Genomic DNA, 25,527 nt, shown 5'->3' with positions numbered 1-25,527 from the left:
AGTAATTTAGTCGGGCACGGGCAGGATTCCAAGGGGCGGCAAATGTCCCAAAAGCGCGAGCGTGGCGTAAGAGGCGGCGAGCGCCCAGCCGAAGGAGGCCAGCGTGCCGATGATCACATATTCGGATTTAAGCTGCGTGTCGCTCTTCGAAAGAGCATCGAAGCGCCAAACCTTCGCGACTATTAGAAATCCAATCGCGCTAGGTTGGTTTGCCAGTATCAAAATGAATATTAAGCTTCGCTCAAGGAGGCCGATCAGCTCTCCACCCGCTGGGGCGCTTGCGCTTTCTTGGCCAAAACCTGAGTTCGTCAATAGCCTTTCGATAGCAAAGCCACCGGCTCGCACGGTAATAAATGAGCCAGCGATCAAGGCGTATACTCCTGGAATCCACTTATGGTCTGACCATAGCGCTTGAGCCCAGAGGTCAGAAAACCAAGCTGCAATAAAGGCATATGCGATCAGATGCGCAGCTTGGTCGAAAACGAATGATTTCAAGGTCGGCGGGGCAAAGCTCTTCGCGAAGTCGATCAAGAGATGACTCGCGAAGACGAGCGCGAGTGCGATCAGAAAGCCGGTCGAAAATTGTAAGAGCGCAACTGCGCTGAGACCGAGAAGGATCGCAAGATGCGATGCGAATGCTGTTATTTCTCGCTTGGCCTTGCGGTGAGCCATCCGGTCGCTTTGGAATGCGAAATCGGTCAATGTATGTGTAAAAAGCAAAGCGGTGAAAGTTTCGATCATCTGGTGTTCTCGATTAATCTCAGCGCTTCCACGATGGCGGGATAGGCCGCACTTGCCAAGGCTTGTGCAAGCGATTGTCGGGTAATCCCGATTTCACTGGCGGCGGCGGTCTGGGTTGGAGGATCAGGGCGCAGCATCGGCATGATCGCGCGTGCCTGCGGCGGGGTCCAGCCCTCCGAGAGATGATCGAAAAGTCGCAGAGCCGCGCCAAGCGGTCCGCGCGCCGCATGGGCGATGCGCGGACCCTCGAGACTGTCGAGAAGTTGGCCCGAGGCGGTGAAGACCGCCCCCGATGCCCCGTTCAGGTTGCCATCGGCAGGCAGCGTGCCGTCGCCCTCGGCCATCGCGATCCGGGTCGAGAACGCCTCGCCCAGAGCGCGCAACTTGGACCGGATCAGCAGCGCAAGCCGGGCCTGAAGACGCGGCTCGGTGATCGCGATCTGCCAGCCATCCCCGCGATTGCGGGCGAAAGCCGTTTCGCCCAGTGCGGGCCGCAGTACTGCCGCCGCCCCCTCGATCGCATTGAGCGCCGCGCTCAGCTCCGACGCCGTTAGTCGGCTTGAGCCGACGATATCGCCGGTGAAAACAATAAGATCCTTCATGGAAGGGCTATTAAGCCCTTCCATGGTCGTTTTCTAGCGCTCGCGTCACTCGTCGAGGAACGGATAATCCGTGTAGCCCTGAGCACCGCCGCCGTAGAACGTTTCCGAGTTCGGCTCGTTCAGCGGAGCGTCCTTCGCGAAACGCTTGGGCAGGTCCGGATTCGCGATGAAGAGCTTGCCGAAGGCCACCGCCGCCGCACCCTCTTTTAGCGCCGCTTCGGCCATCGCCTTGTCGTAGCCGTTATTCGCAATATAGGGCGCTTTCGACTTCGCGCGCAGCGTCTCTATCCCGTCCTCGGGCCACTCGCGCGGACCGCCGGTCTGACCTTCCACGAAGTGGACATAGGCCATAGGCTTGGTGTTGAGGAAATCGACCACCGCGCCGAACAGCTCGGCCGTGTTGCTGTCGATGCCCACGTTATTCGCGTTCGACCACGGCGAGAGACGGATGCCCACACGCTCGGCGCCCAGCACCTCGGTGACCGCATCGACCACTTCGCGCAGGAAGCGGGTGCGGTTCTCGATCGAGCCGCCGTACTCGTCTTCTCGTTTGTTCGAGGTGTCGCGCAGGAACTGATCGATCAGATAGCCATTCGCGGCGTGAATCTCGACGCCATCGAAGCCCGCGGCCTGCGCATTGCGCGCGGCTTTGCGGTAATCTTCGACCGTCGCTGCGATTTCCTCGACCGTCAGCGCATGCGGTGTGGTAGTCGCCACGAAGCCTTCGCCGTCGAAGGTCTTGGCCTCGGCCGAGATCGCAGACGGCCCGACCGGGTCACGCCCGTTCAGCAGCTGCGGCACCGAGATCCGGCCGACATGCCAGATTTGCGCGACGATCTTGCCGCCAGCCTCATGCACCGCGTCGGTGACTTTCTTCCAGCCCGCGACCTGCTCCTCGCTGTAGATGCCTGGCGTCCAGGCGTAGCCCTGACCCATCGGCGAAATCTGCGTGCCTTCGGTGACGATCAGCCCGGCGGCTGCACGCTGGCGATAATACTCGACCGTCATATCGGTCGGGTGCAGATCGGGGGCACGGTTGCGGGTCAGTGGCGCCATCACGAAGCGGTTGGCGATCTCGATCGCGCCGAGCTTCGTGGGGGAGAATAGCGTATCAGCCATGTCAGTCCTCTCATCGGGTTTGACGTTCGGCCAGATGACATGGGGCTGCGCGGGCGGGCGGCAAGTCCATCGCAGTGCGAAGGTTGTGTGCGCAAATGCAAGGAAACAAAAAGGGAGCCGCGCGGCTCCCTTCCTCTTGGTCGGAAATATCCCGGAAGCACCCGCAGGGTGCGGGGCAGAGCCCCTCCAAGCCTCACATGAAGCCTAGTTCCAGCCGCGCCTCGTCGGACATCATGTCCATGCCCCATTGCGGGTCGAAGGTCATCTCGACATCGACATCGCGCAGACCACCGACGCAGGCCACGGCATCGTGAACCCAACCCGGCATCTCGCCCGCGACGGGGCAGCCCGGAGCGGTGAGCGTCATGATCACCTTCGCGTCATTCTCAGGGCTGATCTCGATCGTGTAGACGAGGCCGAGATCATAGATGTTCACCGGAATTTCCGGGTCATAGACGGTGCGGCACGCTTCCACGACATTTTCGTAGAGCGGATGGTCGGTCGTCGAGGGCTTGATCAGCGGCGTGCCTTCAAGCGGCTCTTCGGGCGTGGCGGTCATGGCGGCTTCTTCCATCGGCAGGGGCGCCGGCAGGGCGCCTATCGAATTACTCGACTGTTTATCTAGGTGATAGGACCCGAGCCGTAAAGGGAGCTGTGGGCAGTCTGCTGATATGTGATGTCGCAGCGCTGCGAAGCGGCAATGACGGAACGTTGTTTGTAAGGGACGCGTCCGAGCCTCGGGTAGGCGCGTGGCTTTGTGTGGGGCCGGGCGCTGAATCCGGGGAAGGTTGGGCGCGGCCCGGGGCTGGTCGCCCCGGACCAACGGGAGGAAGCGGCGCTCTCTTCACAACGCTCGCCGCTTGACGCCCCGCACGCTTCGCGCCAAACCGATCCCATGTTGCCCGAAGAGAAACTCGACCAGATCCTCGCGCGCTTCGAGTACCTCGAGGCGCTGCTCAACGCTGGCGCGGAACCCGCCAAGATCGCCGAGATCAGCCGCGAATATTCCGAATTGAAGCCGGTCGTCACCCAGATCGAGGCATGGCGTCAGGCCCGCGCCGATCTGGCCGAGGCGGAAGGCTGGATGGCCGATCCGGAAATGCGCGATCTGGCCGAAGAGGAATTGCCGCGTCTCAAAGCCCGTATCCCCGAGATGGAGCAGGCCTTGCGCGTGGCGCTTCTGCCCAAGGATGCCGCCGACGCGCGCCCCGCGATCCTGGAGATCCGCCCCGGCACGGGCGGCGAGGAAGCGGCGCTGTTCGCGGGTAACCTGTTGCGTATGTATCAGAAATACGCCGAGAAACATGGCTGGCGTTTCGAGATGATGGAGTTGACCGAGACCGAGCTGGGCGGCGTCAAGGAAGCGGTGGCGCGCATCGAAGGTGAGGGCGTCTTCGCCCGGCTGAAATACGAATCCGGCGTTCACCGCGTGCAGCGCGTGCCGGAAACCGAGGCCGGCGGACGCATCCACACGTCTGCCGCGACCGTGGCCGTTCTGCCCGAGGTCGAGGCGGTCGATATCGATATCCCCGCCAATGATATCCGGATCGACACGATGCGGGCCTCCGGGGCAGGCGGCCAGCACGTCAACACGACGGATTCCGCGGTGCGCATCACCCATATCCCGACCGGGATCGTCGTGACCTCGTCTGAGAAATCCCAGCACCAGAACCGCGCCAATGCGATGGCCGTTCTGCGCGCGCGGCTGTTCGAGGCCGAACGCGACCGCGCGGCTTCGGAACGTGCCGAGACGCGGAAATCCCAGGTGGGTTCCGGCGACCGCTCGGAGCGCATCCGCACCTATAATTTCCCGCAAGGGCGGCTGACCGATCACCGCATCAACGTCACGCTCTATTCCCTTGATAAGGTTATGGAAGGCGAGATCGACGAGGTGGTCGACGCGCTGATCGCCGACGATCAGGCGGCGAAACTGGCGGAGATGGAGGCGTGAGGGCGCAGGATGCGTTGGTCGCCGCGACGCGGCGTCTGCGCGAGGCCGGGATCGAGGGCGCGCAGACCGACGCGCGCAGGCTGCTGGCCCATGCGCTGCAGATCGCACCCGACCGGCTGACGCTCGCCTTGCAAGACCCGCTGCCAGACGAAGCGGCCGACCGGTTCGAGGCTGCGCTGACTGCCCGCGAGGCACGCCAGCCCGTCGCCCAGATCACGGGCAAGCGCCTCTTCTGGGGGCACGAATTCCGCGTCACCCGCGACACGCTCGACCCACGCCCGGAGACGGAATTGCTGGTCGAGGTGGCGCTGGAGCGACCCTTCGTCCACGCGCTCGACCTTGGCACGGGCACCGGCTGCATCCTGATTTCGCTGCTGAAATCCATGCCCTTCGCGGCGGGGACGGGGACCGATCTGTCGGAGGCCGCGCTGGAGGTCGCGAAATCCAATGCCGAGGCGCTCGGTGTGGCCAAACGCGCCAAGTTCCTGATTTCAGACTGGTTTGCCAATGTGCCGGGGCGTTATGACCTCATCGTCTCGAATCCTCCTTATATTGCGGAAGACGAGATGGCGGGGCTCTCTCAGGACGTGCGTGACTGGGAGCCGCTCTCGGCGCTGACGCCGGGCGGGGACGGGCTCGACGCCTATCGCGCCATTGCCCGCGGCGCAGGGGCGCGGCTGATGGCGGGCGGACGCCTCGCCGTCGAGATCGGTCCGACGCAGGCGCAGGCGGTGAGCGATCTCTTCGCAGCGCAGGGCCTTGAGAACATCGAGACCCGCCGTGATCTCGACGGCCGCGACCGCGTCATTTTGGCGCATAAACCCGGTGATCCGGCGGATTGCGGCACGTCCTGAGCACGAAATCGCGCAAAAACTTGGGGAAAACCCCGCGAATCCATCGAAATCGCGGATTTGACCGATTTTCTGACTTGAAAGGTCGCCCCTCGCATGTTTAGTCAAGCCTGTGCAGGCCGGATATTGATCCCCCGCACGGCTCAGCTTCACAGCGCGGGTGTTTGGAACGAAACCGGGCAGGTATGCCCAGCGTGACAGTTCAGCCCGCAGGCCCTGCATTAGCGGCCATTTCCGAAAAGCCCGTGACAACGGGCCAAGAAAACGAAAGCCATGAGATCTTCGAAATCCCGTTCGCGTAACAAGTCGAACCGTCAACGGTCGATGGGCAATATCGTCAACCGCGTCTTCGACAGCTCCGGCCCCGAAGGCAAGGTGCGCGGTACGCCGCAACAGATCATCGACAAATATCTGCAGCTCGCGCGCGACGCGCAGCTCGGCAACGACCGCGTGGCCGAACAGAACTTCCTGCAGCACGCAGAGCATTACACGCGAATGCTGGGCGAGGCGCAGAAAGAACAGGCCCGCGAGCAGGAAGCCCGCAACCAGCAGCGCCAGCAGAACAACCAGAATAACGGCAACCAGAACAATGGTGGCCAGAATAATGGTGGTCAGAGCCACGGCGGCCACGGGCAAAGCGGCGGCCAGAACAGCGGTCAGAACGACGGTCAGCAGAATGACGGTCAAAACGAGACCGGCTCGAAAGGGGAGGCTCAGGACAATGCGTCCGAGCGCCGCGACGAGCGCCCTGAGGGCAAGTCGTCCGGGCGTAAGCGGAGCGAAAGCTCCGAGATGATGCCGCCGATGCCGCAGCTGGACTCCGATGACGATTCCACCCTCGTCGATACGCCCGAAAGCCGTAGCCGCGGCGACGACGCGCCGAAGGCGGAAGAGCCCTCCGAAAAGCCGGAGAAGGCCGAGAAAGCTGAAAAGGCCGAGAAGCCCAAGCGTCCGCGCGCCCCGCGCAAGCCGCGCGCTCCGAAAGCCGAAAAGGCCGAAAAAGCCGAGGCGAGTGCCGAGCTGCCGAAGGCTTCAGGCGAGTAAAGCCTCCCAAGAGATAGCGCGAGGCCCGCCAAGTTGGCGGGCCTTTTTGCATCTTGGGAGCGGGGCGGACGCTTCGCCCGTCTGGTTAGCGTGCGGATACACCCGGCCGCAGCTGCCATCCATCAGATGTGCCACGTGCAAGCCGACACGCGCGAACCGCGCAGCTCTCTCTATCGCGGCAGTTCAGCGGTGTGACCGGTCAGCATCGACGTGGGCAACTGGCCAATCCCGGAAATGAGGGAAGCGAAGACGATCTCGGCACCGCGAGGCAAGTCGTCCTCGCGCGCGGCGCAGTTCATTCCTGTCCCGCGACGATGCGCGCGAGGCGGCAGAACTGCTCCAGCGTGACCCGTTCGGCGCGTTCGGTGGGCGCGATCCCAGCCTGCTCCAGCTTCGCCTCGATATCAGGGGCGACACCCTTGAGCGAAGCCCGCAGCATCTTGCGGCGCTGGTTGAAGCCCGCAGCCACGACCCGGCTGAGCGTTGCCGCATCGGCCGGATAGCGTGGCTCGGGCAGGGCGCGCAGATGCACCACCGCCGAATGCACCTTGGGTGCGGGCGTGAATGCCTCGGGCGGCAGGCTCATTACGATCTTCGCCTCGGCGCGCCATTGCGCGAGGATCGCGAGGCGGCTGTAATGCTTAGAGCCCGGCTTCGCCACGATCCGCTCAGCCACCTCGCGCTGGAACATCAGCGTCAGGCTTTCCCAGAAGGGCGGCCAGTCTTTCGGCGTCAGCCAGCGCACCAGCAACTCGGTGCCCACGTTATAGGGCAGGTTCGCGGCGATCTTGATCGGGGGCGTGAGATGCGCGAGCGGATCGACCTGCAGCGCATCGCCATTGATCACTTCGAGACGGCCCGGATAGGCCTCGGCGATCTCGGCCAAGGCGGGCAGACAGCGTGTGTCCTTCTCGATCGCGAGCACCTTGCGCGCGCCCTCGGCCAGCAGTCCGCGCGTGAGGCCGCCGGGGCCGGGACCGACCTCCAGCACGTCGGCACCCGTCAGATCGCCCGCCGAGCGCGCGATCTTCGCGGTCAGGTTCAGGTCCAGCAGGAAGTTCTGCCCGAGGCTCTTCTTTGCCACCAGGTCATGCGTCTGCAGAACCTCGCGCAGCGGGGGCAGCCCGTCGATCGTGGCCATCACGCAGCCTCAGTCATGCCGGGCCGCTCCCATCCGGGCCGCCATCTCCAGCGCCGCGATCAACGAGGCGGGGTTGGCGCGGCCCTGACCCGCGATGTCATAGGCGGTGCCATGATCGGGTGAGGTGCGCACGAAGGGCAGGCCGAGCGTGATATTCACCCCGCCGTCGAAATCGAGCGTCTTGATCGGGATCAGCGCCTGATCGTGATAGGCGCAGATCGCCGCGTCGTAATTCTGCCGGGCGCGCGCGTGGAACATCGTGTCGGCGGGCATCGGGCCCGCAACCGCGTAGCCCTCTTCGCGCAGACCGTCGAGCGTGTCGGCGATCCAGTCGCCTTCCTCGATGCCGATCGCCCCGCCTTCGCCTGCATGCGGGTTCAGCCCCGCGACCGCGATCCGTGGGGCCGAGAAGCCGAAATCGCGCCGCAACCCTTCATAGGTGATCCGCACCGTCTCGCGCAGAAGCTGCGGGGTCAGAAGTTTCGGTACTTCGGAGAGCGCGACATGGATCGTGGCGGGCACTACGCGCAGCGGCGGGTCGACACGCGACGAGGCGAGCATCATCACCACCCGCTCGACGCCCGCGAGATGGGCCAGATATTCGGTATGGCCGGGGAAGGTGAACTTTGCCCCGTCTCTCAGCGCTTTCTTGTTGATCGGCGCGGTGGTGAGCGCAGCTCCTTCGCCGCGCATCACCAGATCGACGCCGCGCGCGATCACGTCGATCACGGCTTTCGCATTTGCGGGATCGGGCTCGCCCGGAAGGGCGGCGGCGGGAAATTCATGGGGCAGCACCGGCAGCCCGGCGCTGGCGTGGCGCAGCGCGTCGGCGGGTCGGTCGATCTCACGGATCTTTGTGCCGCGCGGCAGATGCGCGGGGTCACCGATCCAGACGAAGGGCAGTTTCGCGCCGCAATGTTCCCAGGCGCGGGCGGCGATCTCGGGGCCAATCCCCGAGGGGTCGCCGCAGCTGAGGATCACGGGGCGGTCGGGCGCACGGGCCGCGGTGCGATCGGTCGGCTGGGCGCTCATTTGCGCACGATGACCGCTTCGGCTTCCAGATCGGCCATGTAGCCATTGGCGTAGGATTCCAGCGCCTTGTTCTCCAGATCCGCGCGGACCTGATCGCGGTCGGGAGCCGATTGGTCACCTTGGGGCGCAACCTTGCGATCGCAGAGCATCACGAGCACGTCGTTGGCGCCTTGCGGGATCACTTCGGTCTCGCCCACATCGAGATGCGCCAGCGCGAGACCGATATTGGTCGGAACCTGCGCCTGCGCCACGTCCTCATGCTTGGTGAGCGCGCTCGGCGGGAAGCCCTTGCCGATCGTGTAGAGCTGGTTGCATTCGCGCGCCGCGGCCACCTGGCTCTGGATCTTGGCCGATTGCTGCGAGCCGGTCGGGCCGATCGCGAAGGTCATGTAGCTGAGCGTCTGCGGGCCCGACGGCGCATCGCCGTCGCCGATCGCGCGCAGCATGAAGACCGCGACCGCGCCCTGCAGCTCGATCGGCTGGGTCGCGGTGCCGGGCTTGAGCTTGAGCACCACGCCGCGCAGTTGCGGCGGCAGCTTGTCGATCGGCATCCAGTCCAGACGCCCACCGCGTGCACGCGACGGCGCGGCCGAATATTGACGCGCGAGCGCGGCGAAAGCGCCTTCGCCCTGCGCGGCCGACAGCTGACGCGCTTGCCCCATCGCGGCCCGGGCGCGGCCCTGCGGTGCGGGGATGATCGCCTCCGATATCAGCACCTTCACGCCCTTGCCGGTCTGGCTCTCGGGCATCATCGCGCGGTCGACGTCGGATTTCGTGATGTTCACCTGCGGCCCGAAGCGTGCGCGGATCACCTGGCGCCAGACAAGGCCGGCTTCGGTGAAGTTGCGGAACGTGTTCGGATCGACGCCTTCCTTCTGCAGTGCCTGCACGAATTCGTCGCCGGTCATGTTCGCGCGGCCAGCGAATTCATCCATGCCCTTCTGGATCGCGGCTTCGTCGAGCTTGATGCCGATGCGCTTGCCGGCCCAGATCCGCAGACGGTCCTCGATCAGCGCCTTCTCGGCGTCCTCGCGCGTGTTCGCGCCGGCGTTCAGCAGCTGCATGAAGCGCTGCCGCTGGTTGATTTCGTAGTCGGTCACGCCCATGCCGTTGACGGTGACGACGGGCGCGAAGCTACCGCCCGATTGCGCCTGCGCCGTTCCTGCGGCGAAGGGCAGGGCGAGCATCAGCGCCAGAAGGGTGAGCAGTCGGGTCATCATCGTCATGAGCGTGCCTGTCCGTTTCGTCTCGTTCAGTCCTGGCCCTTGGGGCCTCGTTGATCCTCTGGGCCCGCTGGGCCGCTTTGCGATCCCCGGCCTCAACTTCCGCACATTCGCCGCGCGGGCGCACCGTCGCTCGCGCCGAAGCCGACGAGTTGGACGGATAGGCCGAAATCGGTCTCAGGGGCTACACTAGTGGATGACGTGAAGCGGCGCGAGAGGGAAAGATCAACCGCGATGCATTCGGTCTGGTAGCGCAGGCCGAGCTTGGCGCGCGCAGCGCGCTCGGCGGTGAAATCGTAACGTGTGCTCATCGTGCCCGACCAGCCGGCGCCCCAGCGCCACGCCGTGTCCAGCATCAGCTCGGACATGTTGTCGTCGCGTCCTTCGGCGGGGTTCTTCTCGAGCCAGAGATAGCCCGCCGAGATGTCGAAGTCAGTTCCGACCCGCGATAGCCGCACCTCGTCGCGCGACACGGAGAAGTTATCGTCGAACAGCGCGCGGTTCGACAGCGTCAGCCCGTTCGCGGTTGCGAGATGGGTCGCGAGAAGCCAGTCGGATTTCGTGCCCGACAGCCCGGTGCCCTGCGAGAACTGGTTCAGGTCGCGCTGGCGGAACACACGGCCCGCCGCGACGCCAAGCGACCAGCCGGAGCTGTCATAACGCGTCCAGCCGAGCCCGACATTGGCGCGCAAACCCGTCTCGCGGGCATCCTCGCCCGGAAATCGGGTCAGCGAGAACAGGTTGCCGCCGTCGAATTCAGGCAGCTGGCTGTCCTCGTTGGGAGCGTCCTTCAGGTGATCCGGCGCCCAGACGACCTGCGCAACCGGCTCGATCACATAGGCCGCGCGACCGCTCGTCTTGACCCAGGGCCAGCGGATCTCCGCGGCGACGGTTGGCTGGCCACGCAGGATCGTTTCGCTGAAGGCGGGGTCCTGGTTGGTCTCGATGATGTCGCCCGCGAATTGGGTCTCGATCGACCCAAGCATGCCCGGCCCGAACAGCCAGTTGCGCCGCCAATCGGCGGTGAGCGAGCCACGCACCATGTCGCGCCCGTCGGGGCGACCGTCGCCGTTCAGATCGACCGTCGCATTCGAAGCGCGCCGCGTGGCGAGGGTGGAAAACCGCACGCTGGCCTGTCCGCCGATCCCGGCGGGGCGGAAGGTGCGGAGCCATTCTCCGGTGCCGCTCAGCATTGGCTCGGTGGCGTTGCTCTCACCCGCGCGCAGCGAGTGGACATTGCCGACGCGGGCCCATATCAATTCGTCGCTGCGTACCCGTTCGAGCGTGACGCCCGACCACAGGCGGTCATCGTCGCTGAGCCCGTAATTGAGCAGGTAGCTGTCGTCGCTGACCAGCCGAAGCTGCGCGGTCAGGCGAAACTCGCGCGGAAGCTGCGCCTCGAGATCGCCGAAGAGATAGCCGCGCGTGCCGCTGCGAATGTCGTCATTGCTCAGCGCGCCGGACCATTCCATCTTGCCCCAGTTGAAGGCCTGCCGATAGCGCAGGTTCAGCGTCTCGGTGCGCGAAGTGGCGAAATAGGGCGTCACCGTCAGATCTCGGCTGGGTCCGAGCGCGATGAAATAGGGTACCAGAAGCCCCGGGCCGAGACCGCTCGTGGTGCGGAAACGCGGAGCGAGGAAGCCCGTCATCCGCTTCACGCCTGGCGCGGGCAGCCGCAGCCGAGGCAGGTAGGCGATCGGCACGCCCGCCGCGCGGAACTGGGCGTCCTCGAATACGATCTGGCGCGTCGTCGCGTTATGCACGACGCGGCTCGCACGGATTTCCCAAAGCGGCGTCGGATTGGTCCGGCATACCTCGCAAGACGACGCCACGACCTTGTCCATGATGGTGATCGCGCCCTCGCGCCGCTCGATCCGGGCGGCGGCGAGCTGCAATTCGCGCGCCATCACCATGCGCGCGCTCAGCAGGATGCCGTTTTGCAGGTCGGAGGACAGTTCTGCCTGCGAGGCGAGGATCACCGCCTGCGACTGGCCGGGCTGAACCAGCCGGATCGGACCTTCGAGGTAAAGCTTGTCGGCCTTCTGGTCATAGACCACGCGTTTTGCAGACAGTCGGTTCGACTTGTAGAAGACCTCGACATTCCCTTCCGCGACCAACTCGTTCTGGTTGCGGATCGCGACCCGATCGGCCAGCAGCGTCGCCAATTCGTCCGAGGAGGGGATCGCCGCACCCTGCGTTGCGGGGGCCGTATCGGTCGCTGTTTGGTCTTGCGCGCGCCCGGGCTGCGGCCCTGCCACGCCAAGCGCGACGATCAGCGCCAGAGCGCTTGCCCGTCCTGCCAAAGCGCCGAATTGCCGCCGCATCACCCATCCTCCCGGTGCAGAAGCCGCGCCAGCGGCAGCATCAACCCGATCACCGGCGGCGCCCAGGCCGCGAGTAGAACGGGAATCTGTCCGTTATCGCCCAGAACTTGCGCGATATTGCGCAGGAAGAACAAGCCCAGACCGGCGGCCAAGGCGAAAAGAACCTTCGCGCCGATGCCGCCGAAGCGCACATGGTCCATCGTGAAGCTCGCCGCAATCAGGACCATCGCAACGAAGAGCACCGGCAGCGCGAGCTCCATCTGCAGCCACACGATATGGCGGCGCGCGGAGAAGCCTGCGGCCTCCAGCGAGGCGATGAAGCCCGGCAATTGCCAGATCGGCACTGCGGAGGGCTTGCCGAAACTGTCGCGGATGCTCGCCACCGTCAGGTCGGAGGGCAGCGAGAGGCTGTCTTCGATCGTAGCGTCGCGCTCGGGGTTGGTGGAGTCGCCCAACGGCCAGTCTTTCACGTCCTGCAACTGCCACGCGCCCGGCACCAGCGTCGCGGTTTTCGCGTCGATCCGGCGCACCGGGCCGCGTTGAGGGTCGAAAATCAGGAAGGTCACTCCATGCAGCGTCGTTGCATCGCCATTCGCGCGATCGGCATGAATCACCGCCTGCGCGAGCGTTTTGCCGTCCGAGGAAAGCCCAGCGCTTTGTCGCATCCAGACGCCTTCGCGCCCGATCGACACGGTCGAGCCCCCATTGGAGGTGTAGTGATCCAGGAGGGTCTCATAGCGCTTCGACGTGGCCGAGACGAGCGGGTTGCCCACCAGCAGCGTCAGCAGCCCGAGCACCAGCGCCGCCGCGATCGGTGCGGCCAGCATACGCAGTGCAGACCGGCCCGCGGCCCGGATCACGACCAGTTCCGAACTGCGCGCGAGAGAGATGAACAGCGCCACCGAGGACAGCATCACGATCAGCGGCAGGATCGTGTAAAGCGTCTCCGGGATGTTTAGCGCGGAGAGCAACGAGACCTGCAAAAGGCTCAGCCCCTGATCGGAGAAGCGGCGGATTTCCTCGACCACGTCGATCAGAAACAGGATGCTCCAGAAGCTTGCTGCGACGATCAGGAAGCTGCGGAGAAACCGTTTCGCAAGATAGAGAGCAAGTGTCACGCGGCAGCCTCCCGCTTGGGCCGGATGCGGCGCGGACGACCGGACCACCACAGCATGAACAGCACCATCACGACCCCGCCCAGCGTCGGCGCAATCAGGCTCGGCCAGAGCGAGGGGTCGCGCCCGGAACTGGTTTCGGCGGCGTTCTGAAGTACCTGCATCACGATCAGCCCGCCGATCGCGAGCGTCATCTGCCGCCACATGCCGAAGCGCGAGAAGGTGCCCATCATCAGCGCCGAGAATCCGATCAGCGCCGCGATCGGGGCCAATAGCGGTTGCGTGATCCGCCGAGCAAGCTCCAGTCGTAGCGCGTCGCGGGCGGCCTTGGCGCTGTCGGCGCCCGGAGTCGCGTCGAGTCCGCTCCCCGCCATCATCGCGGCGAGGCGCGGGGTCATCATCTCGTCGATCTTCAGCGCCCGCGCTTTCCCGGACTTGAGGAAGGAGCCGATGTCGTAGGTGAAATTGGCAAAGCGGGTGACAGACAGGTGATCGGAGGGTTTGCGCAGGGTCTGGGCCATACCCGAGAACATGATCAGTTTCGGCCCCGTCTCGGTCTTCACGATCACCCCCTTGTCGGCGGTATAAATCGTGCTCGTCTGTGCCGAGCGGCTGTCGGAGACGAAGATATCCTGCAACTCCCCCAGATCAGAAATGCGCCGTATATAGATCGAGATGCCCGGCGCGGGATGCTGGAACGTGCCTTCGGTGAGGAATTTCGCGGTCAGGTTCTGCGCGACCTCCTGCTGGCGCTCGGCCAGACGGGCCTTCGCGGCGGGGACGAGGAAGTTCACCAGCAACGCCATCATCACCGAGGCGATCAGCCCGAAGACCAGTACCGGACGCGCCAGCCGCCAGTTCGAGGTTCCGGTGGCGCGCATCACCACCAGTTCGCTGTCCTGATCGAGCCGGTTGAACGCGTAGATCGTGGCGGCGAAGGCCGCGACCGGCAGCACGATGCGGATGACGTAAGGCAAGGTCAGTGCGGTGAATTCCAGCACCACCGTTGCGGTCTGGCCATCCGAAATCAGGCTGTCGAACATGATCACAGCCCGGTTGACCCAATAGACGGAGACCAGCACGAGCGCGAAAAACCCGAACAGCGCCATCAATTTGGACAAAACATATCTGTCCAGTCGCGTCACGACCCTTCAATACCCCCGAATATTTCCCTTTCTCTAGCCTGTCGGGCGAAGTGAGGGAAGGGCGCAGCGGGGGTGCTTTTCATTTTCCGGAGGCAGGGCTAGGCTCTCGCGCGAAATGATGCCAATCGCGACCGCGCGCCGCCGATCCGCGCGACGGTCCCATCTGCGGAGAGCCCCACATGACCCAACCCGTCGCCATCGCCTTCAAGGAAACCGATCCGGAGGGTTTCGCCACCCAAAGCGGGCGGATCGCTCTGATCGTGGGTGGGGACGGCAAGCTGGGCCAGGCCGGGCGCAAGCTGGACCGCGCGATGAAGGGCGCGATCAAGCGCGCGGTGGATTCGGAAGCCTTCGCGGGTTTGGGCGCGGGCGAGGCGATGGATCTGAGCTGGCCCGCCGCGATCGCCGCCGAAGCGGTGCAGCTGGTGCGGCTCGACCGGAAATCCAGTGCCGACGAGGCCCGCAAGGCGGGGGCCGCGATCGGGGCCAAGCTCGGCGAAGCCGGGGTTCTCGTGGTGGCGCAAGGCCATCCGCGCGCGGCTGATCTGTCGCTGGGGCTAGCGCTGCGCGCCTATCGCTTCGACTATCACACCGGCGAGGGCAAAAAGGGTTTCGGCCCGGTGACGATCATGGTCGACAAGCCCGAAGAAGTCGCCGCTGCCGCCGCCCCGCATGCAGCACTCGCCGAGGGGGTGTTCTTCACCCGCGATCTGGTAAACGAGCCCGCAAACATCCTCACCACCGACGATTTCGCCGCACGCCTCGCCGCGATGCAGGAGCTGGGCCTCGATGTCGAAATCCTCGACGAAGAGGACATGAAGAAGCTCGGCATGGGCGCGCTTCTGGGTGTCGGCATGGGCTCGGAAATGCCCTCCAAACTCGTCGTCATGCAGTGGAAGGGCGGCGAGGAAGGTGAGGCGCCCTTCGCGCTCGTCGGCAAGGGCGTCGTCTTCGATGCGGGCGGCATCTCGCTCAAGCCCGGCGCGGGCATGGAAGAGATGACGATGGATATGGGAGGCGCAGGCGTCGTCTCGGGCGTGATGCGCACGCTGGCGCTGCGCAAGGCCAAGGCGAATGTCGTGGGCCTCGTGGGTCTCGTCGAGAACATGCCTGACGGGCGCGCGCAACGCCCCGGCGATATCGTGACCTCGATGAAGGGCGACACGATCGAAGTCATCAACACCGATGCCGAAGGCCGCCTCGTTCTGGCCGATGTGCTCTGGTATGCGCAGGACCGGTTCAAGCCCAAGGCGATGGTCAATCTCGCCACGCTGACCGGCGCGGTGATCGTCGCGCTCGGTCACGAGAATGCGGGCCTTTTCGCCAATGATGACAAGTTTGTAGCCGACATTCTTAAAGCGGCGAAGACCGAGGGCGAGGGCGCGTGGCACATGCCGCTGCAGCCCGCCTATGACAAGGCGCTGAAATCGCGGCTCGCGGATATGCGCAATGTCGGAAACCGCTGGGGCGGCGCGATCACCGCGGCCGCTTTCCTGAAGCGCTTCGTCAAGGACGAGGTGCCGTGGTGCCATATCGACATCGCGGGCGTCGCGCTTCCGCCGAACGAGACCACGCTGGCCCCGAAAGGGCCGACCGGCTGGGGCGTGCGCATGCTCGACCGGCTTATCCGCGACAAGTTCGAAGCCTGAGATGGGGCAGGTCAATTTCTACCATCTGACCCGCTCCAGTCTCGAGGAGGTGGTGCTGAACCTCGCCTCCCGGGCGGTGGAGCAGGGTTGGAAGGTGGAGTTGCGCGGTACCGATTCCGCGCGCCTCGACTGGCTCGACCAGAGACTCTGGCTGATGGGAAGCGAGGCGAGCTTTCTGCCGCACGGGCTCGCAGGCGGGCCACATGACGCTTTGCAGCCGATCTTGCTGGGCACCGCGCCCGCAGGCGACGGGCGCGAGGCGATGATGGCCGTGGACGGTGCCGAGGTCGCGGCGGAGGAGACCGACGCCCATAAACGCGTCTGGATCCTGTTCGACGGCAACGACCCGCAGGCGGTGCAACATGCGCGCGGCCAGTGGAAGACACTCACCGGCGCGGGCGCGAAAGCGATCTACTGGTCGGAAGAGGGCGGCCGCTGGGAGAAAAAGGCGGAGAGTTGAGCCGGGTGGAGATCAGCGCAGGATATGCCGGAGATGCGGAGCGCTTCGCCGGTCTCTTCGCGGATAGCTTCGCAGTCTCTGAAGGCCCCGACGAAGGTACGCTGATCGGGTCGCTCGTGCGCGACATCCTCGCTCGAACCGACCCCGGCGATCTGTACTGTTTCGTCGCGCGCGACGGAGAGACCCTCATCGGCGCAGTCTGCTTCACCCGCCTGCGCTATGTCGAAGATCCACGCCGCGTCTTTCTGCTTTCGCCGATGGCAGTCGCCCCGACGCAGCAACGCAAGGGCGTCGGGCAGAGGCTGATCCGTCGTGCCCTCGCGAAGCTTTCATCGGTGGGTGTCGAGGCCGTGCTGACCTATGGCGATCCGGCCTATTACGGGCGGGTGGGATTTGCTCCGATTGCCGAGGTCGCCATTGCTGCGCCCTATCCGCTGACGATCCCGCAGGGCTGGCTCGGCCAATCCCTGACGCCGACGCCGCTCGGCACCTTCGCGGGGGGGCCGCATTGCGTGGCAGCCTTCCAGAGACCTGAGATCTGGTGAGCGCTACCGCAGCCGGTCGGGCTCCAGCACCATCACGGTCGGCTCGCGCGGCAAGGTTCTGAGCGAGACGATCACCTCGCTCACGCCGGGCCGCTCCACCGCGAAGACACCCTTCATCCCGTCGAGAAAGCTCTGCAGGGTCGGCTCGCCGAACCAATGGACCGGGATCACGATGCGTGAGCGCAACCGGTTCAGGATGCGGATCATCGTCGGCTGATCGACCGTGTAGGACCCGTCCACCGCTGCCATCACGACGTCGAGCCGCCCGAGCGCCGCATATTGCGCGGGATCGGGCTCGTGATGCAGATGTCCCAGATGGCCGATACACAGCCCCGCCACCTCGAAAACGAAGATCGAGTTGCCGTTCTCCTCGACCCCGCCCCAACTGCGGATATCAGTGGGCACATTGCGAATCAGCATCTCGCCCAGATCGAGATGATGCTCGGCAGCGATGCCGAACTGATCCGACCAGCCCTTCAGCGCCACCGTCCCGTCCGGGATCATATCGGTCATATGGCTCGAATGGGCATGGTTCATCGTGACGTAATCGGGCGCAAACCGGGCCCCGCCGGTCCAGCCGTTGAAATCGGTAATGACCGACAGCCCGCCCTCGGTCTGCAACAGCACCATCGAATGGTCGATGTAATGCAGCCGAACCGATTGCTCCGGCACCGGGTCGGACCAACTGGCCTTGTGCAGATATTCGATCCCGGGCGCTGCATCGGCGATCGCGATGCAGTGGCTGATCCGCTGGTTCTGCGCGGCCGCGACGACCGGCGCAAGCGTGGTGAAGAGGGCGAGAAGTAGGGCGCGGAACATGGCAAGCCTCCTTTTGCCTTAGCGTAAAGCGAAAAGCTGATTCCGGTCTATGCCCCTACGTAAGATGCCGTGCGCCCCCCGACGATTTCAAAGGGCTGACCGCGAAAAGATCGTCGCTTTGCCCAAGTTTTGCAGCGTTTCTCCATAGGATCAAATTCAACGAAAGATCGATGATTGTTTCACTTGGAGCCGCCATGTCCCTCGCCACACTCGACCAAACCGCTTATCAGAGCGCGCGCGACAGTTCCTTCCAGAATCTTCTGGTTTACGCGGCCAAGAAGTCGGGCCGTTCGGTGTTGCAGGTGCTGCGCGACTATCGCCAACTTGCGAGGTCGGAGACGCGGATCAACCTCGTCGAATATGTGCGCTTCGGGCTTTACGACGACCGGCCTGGCCTGATGGGGATGGAACTGCCTTTCTGGAAAGAACTCCTCGAAATCAACGAGCGGGCCGCGCGCAGCTTCGCCCCCGTCCGGTATCAATCCACCGATATCGCCATCACTGCGGATGGCCCCGTTGTGGTAGAGATCAACGCAGGCGGCGGGTTCGATCTTCCGCAATATTCCAATGGTCGCGGCATGCTCACTCCGGAGGTGCGCGCCTTTTTCGAAAGCTGCGGGGTGAAGTTCCGCCCGAAAAAGAGCCTGCTGCCCTTCTGATCGCTCTTCGCTCTGCTGCCGCGCGCGGCCTTCCCTTTGCGCCGCTTTGGGTCTATCAGCCGGGGCCGAAGGAGAGCCCCAGATGACCAAGTTCAGCTTCACCCTCAAGGCCACCGACGGCGCGGCGCGCACCGGGACGATTTCGACGCCGCGCGGCGAGATCCGTACGCCGGCTTTCATGCCCGTGGGTACCGCCGCCACCGTGAAGGCGATGATGCCCGAAAGCGTGGCCGCGACCGGCGCGGATATTCTGCTGGGCAATACCTACCATCTGATGCTGCGCCCCGGTGCAGAGCGCGTGGCGCGTCTGGGCGGGCTGCATAAGTTCATGAACTGGGACAAGCCGATCCTGACCGACTCCGGCGGGTTCCAAGTGATGAGCCTCGCGAGCTTGCGCAAGCTGACCGAGGAAGGCGTGACCTTTGCCTCCCATGTCGATGGCTCGAAACATATGCTCTCGCCCGAACGCTCGATGGAGATTCAGAAGCTCTTGGGCTCGGACATCGTGATGTGCTTCGACGAGTGTCCTGCGCTGCCTGCGACCGAGGAAGAAGTGGCCAAATCCATGCGCCTCTCGATGCGGTGGGCGCAGCGCTCACGTGACGCCTTCGGTGACCGTCCGGGTCATGCGCTGTTCGGCATCCAGCAGGGCGGCGTGACGCGTGAGCTTCGCGAGGAAAGTGCCGAGAAACTCAAGGAGATCGGCTTCGAGGGCTACGCGGTCGGCGGCCTCGCCGTGGGCGAGGGGCAGGAGGCGATGTTCGGCGTGCTCGACTATGCGCCCGGCATGCTGCCGCAAGACAAACCCCGCTACCTGATGGGCGTCGGCAAACCCGATGATATCGTGGGCGCGGTCGAGCGCGGCATCGACATGATGGATTGCGTGCTGCCGTCGCGCTCGGGGCGCACGGGTCAGGCCTGGACCCGCCGCGGTCAGGTGAACATCAAGAACGCCCGCCATGCCGACGACCCGCGCCCCTTGGACGAGGCTTGCACATGCCCCGCCTGCTCGAACTATTCGCGCGCCTATCTGCACCACGTCTTCCGCTCCGGCGAGATGATCTCGGGGATGCTGCTCACTTGGCACAACCTGCATTACTATCAGGAACTGATGGCAGGCCTGCGCGCGGCGATCGACGAGGGGGCGCTGGCGCGCTTCGTCTCGGAATTCCACGAGACCCGCGCGATGGGCGATATCGAGCCGCTCTGAACCCCGCTCAGTGCGAGATCACGATCACCGCGGCGTAATGCGTCGCGGCGGCGGCCAGCACATGGCCGTGCCAGATCGCGCGCGAGAAGGGGATGCGGTCGGTCTGGTAGAAGATCACCCCGACCGTATAGGTCAGCCCGCCCACGACCAGCAGGATCAGCGCGGGCAAGGGCAGGGCCACGATCAACGGCCACATCGCGATCATCCCGAGCCAGCCCATCGCCAGATAGAGCCAGAACCCCGTGCGCTCCGCGCGGTGGAAGAAGCCGAGCTTCATCACGATGCCGAAGGTCGCGAGCGCCCAGACCGTCGCGGTCAGCGCCCAGCCGGCGACCCCGCCGAGGCCGATCAGCGCCATCGGCGTGTAAGTGCCTGCAATCAGTAGATAAATCGCCGCGTGGTCGAAGCGCCGCAACACCGCACGCGTCGGTGCATGCAGCGTCAGGTTATAGGCGGCCGAGAGCGAGAAAGAGGCGATCAGCCCCACCGAATAGACCGCAAGCGGCCAGACGCGCCCCGCAGGTGCTGCGAGCGAGGCCCAGACGATCAGCGCGCTGACGCCTGCCACGGCGAAAACGACGCCCAGCACATGGACGACGCCATCGGCGACATGTTCGCGAAAGCTGTGGCTCAATTGGTGGCGCGTCATCGTGGTGATCCCCTCGGTCATCCTTTCAAGATAGCAACGATGAGGCGATCTCCCAAGCCGTGACGGAAAAAACGCTGGGTCACGAAGGGGCGCTGCGCCCGCGCGCTGGCGTGCCCCCCATGAGGATATATGCGCAAACCCGAAGGCATTAACGAGAATTCAACTAATTCGCGGCGATAAACGAAGCACGGTACAGGCGGGGACGCCGATGACCGTCAAGACCGACGGCACCCGGCGCGACCGGTTCGGCCGCGCGTCGGGTGTTCCCATCGGGCTTGTTCAAATATCCCGGGGGTGAGGGCGAAGCCCGAGGGGGCAGAGCCCCCTCATTCTCTGACGTTTGCCGCGGTCCGGCGCCGGCGAGGGCAGCGCCCCCAGATATGCTCAGATGCCGTCGCCGACGAAGGCCTTCTCTACCACATATTCGCGGGGCTCGGAATTCGCGCCTTCGCGCAGGCCGAATCCTTCGAGCACCGCCATCACGTCCTTGTTGAAGGCGAGCGAGCCGCAGACCATCGCGCGGTCGGTCTCGGGGTTCATCGGCTCGAGGCCGAGATCCTTGAACACCTTGCCGTTCTCGAGATTGTCGGTGATCCGGCCCATATGGGGGGATTCCTCGCGGGTCGTGGTCGGGTAATATTTCAGCTTGCCCTCGACCATCTCGCCGATCAGCGGATCGTTGATCAGGTTCTCGACCAGCTGCCGGCCATATTCCAGTTCGGCGACGGTCCGGCAGGTATGCATCATGATGACCTCGTCGAACTTCTCGTAGGTCTCGGGGTCGCGCATCAGCGAGGCGAAGGGCGCGATGCCGGTGCCGGTGGCGAGGAACCAAACGCGCTTGCCGGGCAGCAGCGCGTCATGGACCAGCGTGCCCACGGGCTTCGGACGCAGGATGATCTGGTCGCCCACATTGATATGCTGCAGCTTCGAGGTCAGCGGGCCATCGGGCACCTTGATCGAGTAGAATTCCAGCTCCTCGTCCCAGTTCGGCGAGGCGATGGAATAGGCGCGCAGCAGCGGTTTGCCATTGTCGCCCATCAGTCCGATCATCACGAATTCACCCGAGCGGAAGCGCAGGGATTGCGGCCGCGTCACGCGGAAGGAAAACAGCCGGTCCGTCCAGTGGGTCACTTCGGTCACAGTCTGCGCGTCGGGCAGGGTTTTCACCTTGGGGATCTCGGTCACGGCGCTCTCGTTCATTGTCATATCTCTCTCGGGCCGGGGCAGGCGCCTCGGTCTGGCAAATATGCAGATCGGATACAGCTTGCGTCAGCGCTGGCCCTTGATCTGGCTCAATTGCCGGTCACGGGTGGGGTTTATCGGATATCGGCTGCAGGCGAAAGCCTCAGCCGGCAAGCCGCGCGCGGTAGTCATGCGCGGCCCAGTCGGCGCGGAAGAGCCATTGCGCCTGCGGTTGGCGCTCGGCCAGCTCCGGTGGGATTTCGACCTCGTCAAAGCCGACGCGCCGCGCCATCGCGTATTGATCCGCGATCAGCGGGCCCGCCGCGCGCAGCCGGCCGGAATAGCCGAGCGCACGGATGCGGCGCGCCAGCGAGAAGCCACGCCCGTCCGAGAAGGTCGGGAACAGGACGCGGATCATCTCGGCGCCGTCGATCAGCGCGGGCAGATATCCCGCATCGGTCTCCGGCGCGATATCGAGGCTCGCCCCGGTGAAGTCATCCTCGTGGAAGCCGTCGTCGCGAACGATCACGCTCATGCCACATTCTCCTTGTTCTCAATCACTTGGCCCTCACTGTTCACACGTACGGCCTTGCCGCCGATGAAGTGGATGCCGCATTCGGTCTTGGCGGCGCCGCGCCAGCGGCCCGCGCGTTCGTCCTCGCCCGGTTTCACAGGCGAGGTGCAGGGCGCGCAGCCGATCGAGGGATAGCCTTGCGCCACGAGCGGGTGGCGCGGCAGGCGGTTCTCGACCATGTAATCCTGCACATCCTGCTTGTCCCAATGGGCGAGCGGGTTGATCTTCATCCGCGCCTCGGTCTCGACCTCAAAGAAGTCGAGCGCCGCGCGCTGCCCGCCCTGAAAGCGTTTGCGCCCGGTGATCCACGCATCATAGCCCGACAGCGCATTTTCCAGCGGCACCGTCTTGCGCAGGGTGCAGCAGGCATCGGTGCTGTACTGGTGCAAAGTGCCATCCGGATCGTCGCGGGCGATCGCGGCCCGATCGGCCTGGATCACCTGGACATTCGTCAGGCCCAGCTTGTGCGCGACGTCGCGCTGATAGGCGAGCGTCTCAGGAAACAGCATTTGCGTGTCGATGAACAGCACCGGCGTGCCGGGCGCGATCACCGAGACCATATGCAAGAGCACCACCGACTCCGCCCCGAAGGACGAAACCAGCGCGACATTGCCCACATCGGGGTCCCGCAACGCCCGCTCCATCACCGCGGTTGCGGCGTGGTGGCGGTAGCGTTCGTTCAGCCCGGCGACGCGGGGGGCGATATCCGTTCCATCACTGAGCGGCATGGCGTTGAGCCTCTGCATAGAGCGCCTCTTTGAACGGGGCCGGGCCAAGGCGACGCAGCGCTTCGAGGAAGCTCTCGGTCGCGTTTTCGCGCAGTTCGAGATAGGCACGCAGCAGACGCTCCAGCGCGGGGATCACCTCCGTATAGGCAAAGCCGGGGCCAGCGCGTTCGCCAAGCGCCATCGTCTCGGTCGCATCGCCGCCGAGCGTGATCTGGTAGTTCTCCACGCCCGCGCGGTCGAGACCGAGGATGCCGATATGGCCCAGATGGTGGTGGCCGCAGGCGTTGATGCAGCCCGAAATCTTGATCTTGAGCGCACCGATCTCCTGCTCCAGCCCGAGGTCGCGGAAATGGGTCGCGATCTGCTGTGCCAGCGGGATCGAGCGGGCCGTGGCCAGCGCGCAGTAATCCATGCCGGGGCAGGCGATGATATCCGAGGTCAGGCCGATATTCGCAGTCGCGAGGCCGCCCTTGCGCAGGGCCTCGAACAGCGCGGGCAGATCGGCCTTCGCGATATGCGGCAGGATCACGTTCTGCTCGTGGCTGATGCGCAGCTCCGACTGGCCGTAGCGTTCGGCAAGCTCCGCCAACAGGCGCATCTGGTCCGAGGTGGCATCGCCCGGAGGCGCGCCGTGATCCTTCAGGCTGACCGTGACGACCCCGTAATCGGGGTTGTGATGGGGCGAGACCGAGCGCGCGGCCCAGTCGCGCAGCAGCGCATCGACATTGAGCGCGGTGTCATAGCTTTCGCTCTCCCGCGCAGGCAGCGCGGGCGGGGCGAATTGCGCCTTGAGATCGGCGAGGATCGCCTGATCGGCACCTTTGAAGGCCGCGCGGCGGGCCGGGAATTCGGCCTCGACCATCTCGGAAAACGTCTCGATTCCAAGCTCGTGCACGGTGATCTTGATGCGTGCCTTGTATTTGTTGTCGCGCCGGCCTGCGAGGTTCCAGGCCGCTACGATCGACTCCAGATAGGGCAGCAGATCGGCCACTGGCAGGAAGCTGCGCAGTTCCTTCGCGATCATCGGGGTGCGGCCCAGACCGCCGCCCACGAAGACCTGGAAACCGATCTCGCCATCGCGCTCGACCAGTTGCAGGCCGACATCGTGGCCGCGGATCGCGGCGCGGTCGGCGCGCGCGCCATTGATCGCGATCTTGAACTTGCGCGGCAGGAACTGGAATTCCGGATGGTCGGTGGACCATTGACGGATCAACTCCGCATAGGGGCGCGGATCGGCGATCTCGTCGGCGGCGGCGCCCGCGAAGGCGTCCGTCGTCGTGTTGCGGATCGCGTTGCCCGAGGTCTGGATCGCGTGCATGCCGACATCGGCCAGCGCGTCGATCATGTCCGGCACATCGACCAGCTTCGGCCAGTTGAACTGGATGTTCTGGCGCGTCGTGAAATGCCCATAGCCGCGATCCCAGACATCTGCGATCTTGGCGAGCTGGCGCATTTGCCGCGCGTTGATCGTGCCATAGGGGATCGCCACCCGCAGCATGTAGGCGTGCAGCTGCAGATAGAGCCCGTTCATCAGGCGCAGCGGCTTGAACTCGTCTTCGGTCAGGCTGCCGTCGAGGCGGCGCGCGACCTGATGGCGAAACTGCTCGGCGCGCGCGCGGACGGCGGCGCGGTCGAAATCGCTGGGTTGGAACATGGATCAGCTCCCGGGTAGCTCGATGGAAGGGCCGGAGGCGCGGAAGGCCTCGCGGAAATGCGCGGGCTCGGGGCCATTCGGGCCAAGCGTGGCGGGCGCGAGATAGGCGCCGACGACTTTGTCGGGCTGCGCATTGGCCAGATCGAGCCACATCTCGGCAATCACCGGATCGTCGAGGAAAGCGGCGTCGCTCAGGCGCAGAACCCATTGGCCCGCGTCGTTCATGTAGACGACATGGCCTTCGCGCAGATCGTTGGCGCTGATCACGCCGGGGATGAATTTCTTGCTCATAGCGCGACCTCCTTCAGGGCGATGCGGGCGTCGCGCGGGGCGAGGCCCAGCAGGATCACGGCGGGGCCCTTGGCCTCGGCGGTAACGGTGGGAAGGGTGGCGAGCGTCGCGGGGCGGATCACCTGATCGGCGCGCGAGGCGTTCTCGACCACGCAGGCCGGGGTCGCGGGGGAGGCGCCATGCATCATCAGGCGCCCTTGCACGTAGCGGGCCGCGCGCTTGCCCATGTAGATCGCCGCGACCGCGCCGGGACGAGCGAGCGCCGTCCAATCCTGTTCGGCGAGCCCGTCGGCGTCATGGCCGGTGAGCAGGCGCAGCTCGCGATTGCGGCCGCGTTCGGTCAGGCTCTGGCCGAGCGATGCGGCGGCGGCGGAAGCAGCGGTGATGCCCGGCAGCACGCGATAGGCGATCCCGGCCGCGTCGAGCGCGTCCAACTCTTCGCCCAGCCGCCCGAACACACCTGGATCGCCGGATTTCAGGCGGAGCACCCGCTGCCCCTCGCGCGCGAGGCGGACGATCAGGTCCGAGATGTCGCTTTGCTTCATCGAGGGGCCGAAACCGGTCTTGCCGGTCTCGATCAACTTCGCCTGCGGACCTGCAAGTGCGAGCACCTCGGCGCTCACCAGCGTGTCGTGCAGGATGACATCGGCGCACGTCATCTCGCGCAGCACCGCCACGGTCAGCAGGTCCGGGTCGCCCGGACCTGCGCCGGCAAGGGTCACCTGGGTCTGAGTTTCGAGAGTTTCCATGTCACGCTCCTCGTCTGCGTCTTGAGCGCTAATATAGGAAAATGTTCTCGTTTTTGGCTATACGCCC

The 25,527-nt window shown here is 65.0% G+C and carries 26 protein-coding genes; 8 read left to right on the top strand and 18 right to left on the bottom strand.

Features of this window, described 5'->3' with window-relative positions:
- Positions 1 to 6 precede the first annotated feature (6 nt).
- From B6V76_RS04675 to B6V76_RS04660, 4 genes are all read right to left on the bottom strand, one after another.
- A complete protein-coding gene (locus B6V76_RS04675; protein WP_075774556.1) occupies positions 7 to 741 on the bottom strand; it encodes a DUF3307 domain-containing protein in 735 nt (244 codons plus the stop codon).
- A complete protein-coding gene (locus tag B6V76_RS04670) occupies positions 738 to 1,343 on the bottom strand; it encodes a hypothetical protein (RefSeq protein ID WP_088726778.1) in 606 nt (201 codons plus the stop codon). Before B6V76_RS04670 ends, B6V76_RS04675 begins: the two co-directional genes overlap by 4 nt.
- A 45-nt stretch (positions 1,344 to 1,388) precedes the next feature.
- Positions 1,389 to 2,462: an alkene reductase gene (locus B6V76_RS04665; RefSeq protein WP_088726777.1), complete on the bottom strand. Its 1,074-nt coding sequence runs from the start codon at positions 2,460 to 2,462 to the stop codon at positions 1,389 to 1,391.
- A gap of 193 nt (positions 2,463 to 2,655) precedes the next feature.
- On the bottom strand, positions 2,656 to 3,021 hold the full coding sequence (locus tag B6V76_RS04660) for a DUF59 domain-containing protein (protein WP_078519345.1): 366 nt from the start codon (positions 3,019 to 3,021) through the stop codon (positions 2,656 to 2,658).
- A gap of 336 nt (positions 3,022 to 3,357) precedes the next feature.
- Here B6V76_RS04660 and prfA point away from each other — a divergent pair, with 336 nt between their 5' ends.
- From prfA to B6V76_RS04645, 3 genes are all read left to right on the top strand, one after another.
- Positions 3,358 to 4,413 carry a peptide chain release factor 1 gene (gene prfA, locus B6V76_RS04655; protein ID WP_088726915.1) on the top strand — a complete coding sequence of 352 codons (1,056 nt, stop codon included), beginning with the start codon at positions 3,358 to 3,360 and terminating at the stop codon, positions 4,411 to 4,413.
- A complete protein-coding gene (gene prmC, locus B6V76_RS04650; protein ID WP_088726776.1) occupies positions 4,410 to 5,267 on the top strand; it encodes a peptide chain release factor N(5)-glutamine methyltransferase in 858 nt (285 codons plus the stop codon). Before prfA ends, prmC begins: the two co-directional genes overlap by 4 nt.
- A gap of 270 nt (positions 5,268 to 5,537) precedes the next feature.
- Complete coding sequence (locus B6V76_RS04645; protein ID WP_088726775.1) at positions 5,538 to 6,308, top strand: DUF4167 domain-containing protein; 771 nt, start codon at positions 5,538 to 5,540, stop codon at positions 6,306 to 6,308.
- Between the two features lie 295 nt (positions 6,309 to 6,603).
- Here the strand turns inward: B6V76_RS04645 and rsmA are convergent, their stop codons facing one another.
- The 6 genes from rsmA to lptF all read right to left on the bottom strand — a co-directional run bounded on the left by rsmA (position 6,604) and on the right by lptF (position 14,288).
- Positions 6,604 to 7,449: a 16S rRNA (adenine(1518)-N(6)/adenine(1519)-N(6))-dimethyltransferase RsmA gene (rsmA, locus tag B6V76_RS04640; RefSeq protein ID WP_088726774.1), complete on the bottom strand. Its 846-nt coding sequence runs from the start codon at positions 7,447 to 7,449 to the stop codon at positions 6,604 to 6,606.
- A gap of 9 nt (positions 7,450 to 7,458) precedes the next feature.
- Positions 7,459 to 8,481, bottom strand: coding sequence for a 4-hydroxythreonine-4-phosphate dehydrogenase PdxA (gene pdxA / locus B6V76_RS04635; RefSeq protein WP_088726773.1), 1,023 nt, complete (start codon positions 8,479 to 8,481; stop codon positions 7,459 to 7,461).
- Positions 8,478 to 9,707, bottom strand: a complete 1,230-nt coding sequence (locus tag B6V76_RS04630; RefSeq protein ID WP_088726772.1) for a peptidylprolyl isomerase — start codon at positions 9,705 to 9,707, stop codon at positions 8,478 to 8,480. The genes pdxA and B6V76_RS04630 overlap by 4 nt, the downstream gene beginning before the upstream one ends.
- A gap of 92 nt (positions 9,708 to 9,799) precedes the next feature.
- The gene (lptD, locus tag B6V76_RS04625) at positions 9,800 to 12,028 is read right to left on the bottom strand and encodes an LPS assembly protein LptD (RefSeq protein ID WP_088726771.1); all 2,229 of its coding nucleotides are present in this window, start codon (positions 12,026 to 12,028) and stop codon (positions 9,800 to 9,802) included.
- The gene (gene lptG / locus B6V76_RS04620; RefSeq protein ID WP_075774566.1) at positions 12,028 to 13,146 is read right to left on the bottom strand and encodes an LPS export ABC transporter permease LptG; all 1,119 of its coding nucleotides are present in this window, start codon (positions 13,144 to 13,146) and stop codon (positions 12,028 to 12,030) included. Before lptG ends, lptD begins: the two co-directional genes overlap by 1 nt.
- Positions 13,143 to 14,288: an LPS export ABC transporter permease LptF gene (gene lptF, locus B6V76_RS04615; protein ID WP_088726770.1), complete on the bottom strand. Its 1,146-nt coding sequence runs from the start codon at positions 14,286 to 14,288 to the stop codon at positions 13,143 to 13,145. The genes lptG and lptF overlap by 4 nt, the downstream gene beginning before the upstream one ends.
- Positions 14,289 to 14,467: 179 nt before the next feature.
- On the opposite strand from lptF, the gene B6V76_RS04610 reads away from it, so the two are divergent.
- Genes B6V76_RS04610 through B6V76_RS04600 form a run of 3 tightly spaced genes read left to right on the top strand, consistent with a single transcriptional unit; the run spans position 14,468 to position 16,942 of the window.
- Positions 14,468 to 15,937 (top strand): leucyl aminopeptidase, encoded by a 1,470-nt coding sequence (locus B6V76_RS04610; protein WP_088726769.1) that lies wholly within the window; start codon positions 14,468 to 14,470, stop codon positions 15,935 to 15,937.
- 1 nt (position 15,938) lies between these two features.
- Positions 15,939 to 16,397, top strand: coding sequence for a DNA polymerase III subunit chi (locus tag B6V76_RS04605; RefSeq protein ID WP_075774569.1), 459 nt, complete (start codon positions 15,939 to 15,941; stop codon positions 16,395 to 16,397).
- 5 nt (positions 16,398 to 16,402) lie between these two features.
- Positions 16,403 to 16,942, top strand: coding sequence for an N-acetyltransferase (locus tag B6V76_RS04600; RefSeq protein ID WP_240497798.1), 540 nt, complete (start codon positions 16,403 to 16,405; stop codon positions 16,940 to 16,942).
- A gap of 3 nt (positions 16,943 to 16,945) precedes the next feature.
- Here B6V76_RS04600 and B6V76_RS04595 read toward each other — a convergent pair whose 3' ends face one another.
- Positions 16,946 to 17,761, bottom strand: a complete 816-nt coding sequence (locus B6V76_RS04595; RefSeq protein ID WP_088726768.1) for an MBL fold metallo-hydrolase — start codon at positions 17,759 to 17,761, stop codon at positions 16,946 to 16,948.
- Positions 17,762 to 17,955: 194 nt separating this feature from the next.
- Between B6V76_RS04595 and B6V76_RS04590 the strand changes: the two genes are divergently transcribed.
- The gene (locus tag B6V76_RS04590) at positions 17,956 to 18,420 is read left to right on the top strand and encodes a sugar-transfer associated ATP-grasp domain-containing protein (RefSeq protein ID WP_158275117.1); all 465 of its coding nucleotides are present in this window, start codon (positions 17,956 to 17,958) and stop codon (positions 18,418 to 18,420) included.
- Positions 18,421 to 18,502: 82 nt separating this feature from the next.
- Complete coding sequence (gene tgt / locus B6V76_RS04585) at positions 18,503 to 19,630, top strand: tRNA guanosine(34) transglycosylase Tgt (RefSeq protein WP_075774572.1); 1,128 nt, start codon at positions 18,503 to 18,505, stop codon at positions 19,628 to 19,630.
- A 7-nt stretch (positions 19,631 to 19,637) separates the two neighbouring features.
- On the opposite strand, the gene B6V76_RS04580 is transcribed toward tgt, so the two are convergent.
- From B6V76_RS04580 to cobA, 7 genes are all read right to left on the bottom strand, one after another.
- Positions 19,638 to 20,279: a hemolysin III family protein gene (locus B6V76_RS04580; RefSeq protein ID WP_088726913.1), complete on the bottom strand. Its 642-nt coding sequence runs from the start codon at positions 20,277 to 20,279 to the stop codon at positions 19,638 to 19,640.
- 384 nt (positions 20,280 to 20,663) lie between these two features.
- Positions 20,664 to 21,482, bottom strand: coding sequence for a ferredoxin--NADP reductase (locus tag B6V76_RS04575; protein ID WP_088726766.1), 819 nt, complete (start codon positions 21,480 to 21,482; stop codon positions 20,664 to 20,666).
- A gap of 145 nt (positions 21,483 to 21,627) precedes the next feature.
- Positions 21,628 to 21,999 carry a DUF934 domain-containing protein gene (locus B6V76_RS04570; RefSeq protein ID WP_075774574.1) on the bottom strand — a complete coding sequence of 124 codons (372 nt, stop codon included), beginning with the start codon at positions 21,997 to 21,999 and terminating at the stop codon, positions 21,628 to 21,630.
- Positions 21,996 to 22,766, bottom strand: coding sequence for a phosphoadenylyl-sulfate reductase (locus B6V76_RS04565; protein WP_088726912.1), 771 nt, complete (start codon positions 22,764 to 22,766; stop codon positions 21,996 to 21,998). Before B6V76_RS04565 ends, B6V76_RS04570 begins: the two co-directional genes overlap by 4 nt.
- Positions 22,753 to 24,420, bottom strand: a complete 1,668-nt coding sequence (locus B6V76_RS04560; RefSeq protein WP_088726765.1) for a nitrite/sulfite reductase — start codon at positions 24,418 to 24,420, stop codon at positions 22,753 to 22,755. The genes B6V76_RS04565 and B6V76_RS04560 overlap by 14 nt, the downstream gene beginning before the upstream one ends.
- Before the next feature lie 3 nt (positions 24,421 to 24,423).
- A complete protein-coding gene (locus tag B6V76_RS04555; protein WP_075774576.1) occupies positions 24,424 to 24,711 on the bottom strand; it encodes a DUF2849 domain-containing protein in 288 nt (95 codons plus the stop codon).
- Positions 24,708 to 25,460, bottom strand: a complete 753-nt coding sequence (gene cobA, locus B6V76_RS04550) for a uroporphyrinogen-III C-methyltransferase (RefSeq protein ID WP_075774577.1) — start codon at positions 25,458 to 25,460, stop codon at positions 24,708 to 24,710. Before cobA ends, B6V76_RS04555 begins: the two co-directional genes overlap by 4 nt.
- Positions 25,461 to 25,527 lie beyond the last annotated feature (67 nt).

This window comes from Thioclava sp. IC9, from assembly GCF_002213225.1.
GTDB classification, from domain to species: domain Bacteria; phylum Pseudomonadota; class Alphaproteobacteria; order Rhodobacterales; family Rhodobacteraceae; genus Thioclava; species Thioclava nitratireducens.
Note: the sequence above shows the minus strand (reverse complement) of the source record. Positions and strands in the feature narration are given on the sequence as shown.

Coding starts and splice junctions, on each gene's coding strand:
- B6V76_RS04675 (WP_075774556.1), bottom strand. CDS start 741: ATGATCGAAACTTTCACCGCTTTGCTTTTTACACATACATTGACCGAT.
- B6V76_RS04670 (WP_088726778.1), bottom strand. CDS start 1,343: ATGAAGGATCTTATTGTTTTCACCGGCGATATCGTCGGCTCAAGCCGA.
- B6V76_RS04665 (WP_088726777.1), bottom strand. CDS start 2,462: ATGGCTGATACGCTATTCTCCCCCACGAAGCTCGGCGCGATCGAGATC.
- B6V76_RS04660 (WP_078519345.1), bottom strand. CDS start 3,021: ATGACCGCCACGCCCGAAGAGCCGCTTGAAGGCACGCCGCTGATCAAG.
- prfA (WP_088726915.1), top strand. CDS start 3,358: ATGTTGCCCGAAGAGAAACTCGACCAGATCCTCGCGCGCTTCGAGTAC.
- B6V76_RS04645 (WP_088726775.1), top strand. CDS start 5,538: ATGAGATCTTCGAAATCCCGTTCGCGTAACAAGTCGAACCGTCAACGG.
- rsmA (WP_088726774.1), bottom strand. CDS start 7,449: ATGGCCACGATCGACGGGCTGCCCCCGCTGCGCGAGGTTCTGCAGACG.
- pdxA (WP_088726773.1), bottom strand. CDS start 8,481: ATGAGCGCCCAGCCGACCGATCGCACCGCGGCCCGTGCGCCCGACCGC.
- B6V76_RS04630 (WP_088726772.1), bottom strand. CDS start 9,707: ATGACGATGATGACCCGACTGCTCACCCTTCTGGCGCTGATGCTCGCC.
- lptD (WP_088726771.1), bottom strand. CDS start 12,028: ATGCGGCGGCAATTCGGCGCTTTGGCAGGACGGGCAAGCGCTCTGGCG.
- B6V76_RS04610 (WP_088726769.1), top strand. CDS start 14,468: ATGACCCAACCCGTCGCCATCGCCTTCAAGGAAACCGATCCGGAGGGT.
- B6V76_RS04605 (WP_075774569.1), top strand. CDS start 15,939: ATGGGGCAGGTCAATTTCTACCATCTGACCCGCTCCAGTCTCGAGGAG.
- B6V76_RS04595 (WP_088726768.1), bottom strand. CDS start 17,761: ATGTTCCGCGCCCTACTTCTCGCCCTCTTCACCACGCTTGCGCCGGTC.
- B6V76_RS04590 (WP_158275117.1), top strand. CDS start 17,956: ATGTCCCTCGCCACACTCGACCAAACCGCTTATCAGAGCGCGCGCGAC.
- tgt (WP_075774572.1), top strand. CDS start 18,503: ATGACCAAGTTCAGCTTCACCCTCAAGGCCACCGACGGCGCGGCGCGC.
- B6V76_RS04580 (WP_088726913.1), bottom strand. CDS start 20,279: ATGACGCGCCACCAATTGAGCCACAGCTTTCGCGAACATGTCGCCGAT.
- B6V76_RS04575 (WP_088726766.1), bottom strand. CDS start 21,482: ATGAACGAGAGCGCCGTGACCGAGATCCCCAAGGTGAAAACCCTGCCC.
- B6V76_RS04570 (WP_075774574.1), bottom strand. CDS start 21,999: ATGAGCGTGATCGTTCGCGACGACGGCTTCCACGAGGATGACTTCACC.
- B6V76_RS04565 (WP_088726912.1), bottom strand. CDS start 22,766: ATGCCGCTCAGTGATGGAACGGATATCGCCCCCCGCGTCGCCGGGCTG.
- B6V76_RS04560 (WP_088726765.1), bottom strand. CDS start 24,420: ATGTTCCAACCCAGCGATTTCGACCGCGCCGCCGTCCGCGCGCGCGCC.
- B6V76_RS04555 (WP_075774576.1), bottom strand. CDS start 24,711: ATGAGCAAGAAATTCATCCCCGGCGTGATCAGCGCCAACGATCTGCGC.
- cobA (WP_075774577.1), bottom strand. CDS start 25,460: ATGGAAACTCTCGAAACTCAGACCCAGGTGACCCTTGCCGGCGCAGGT.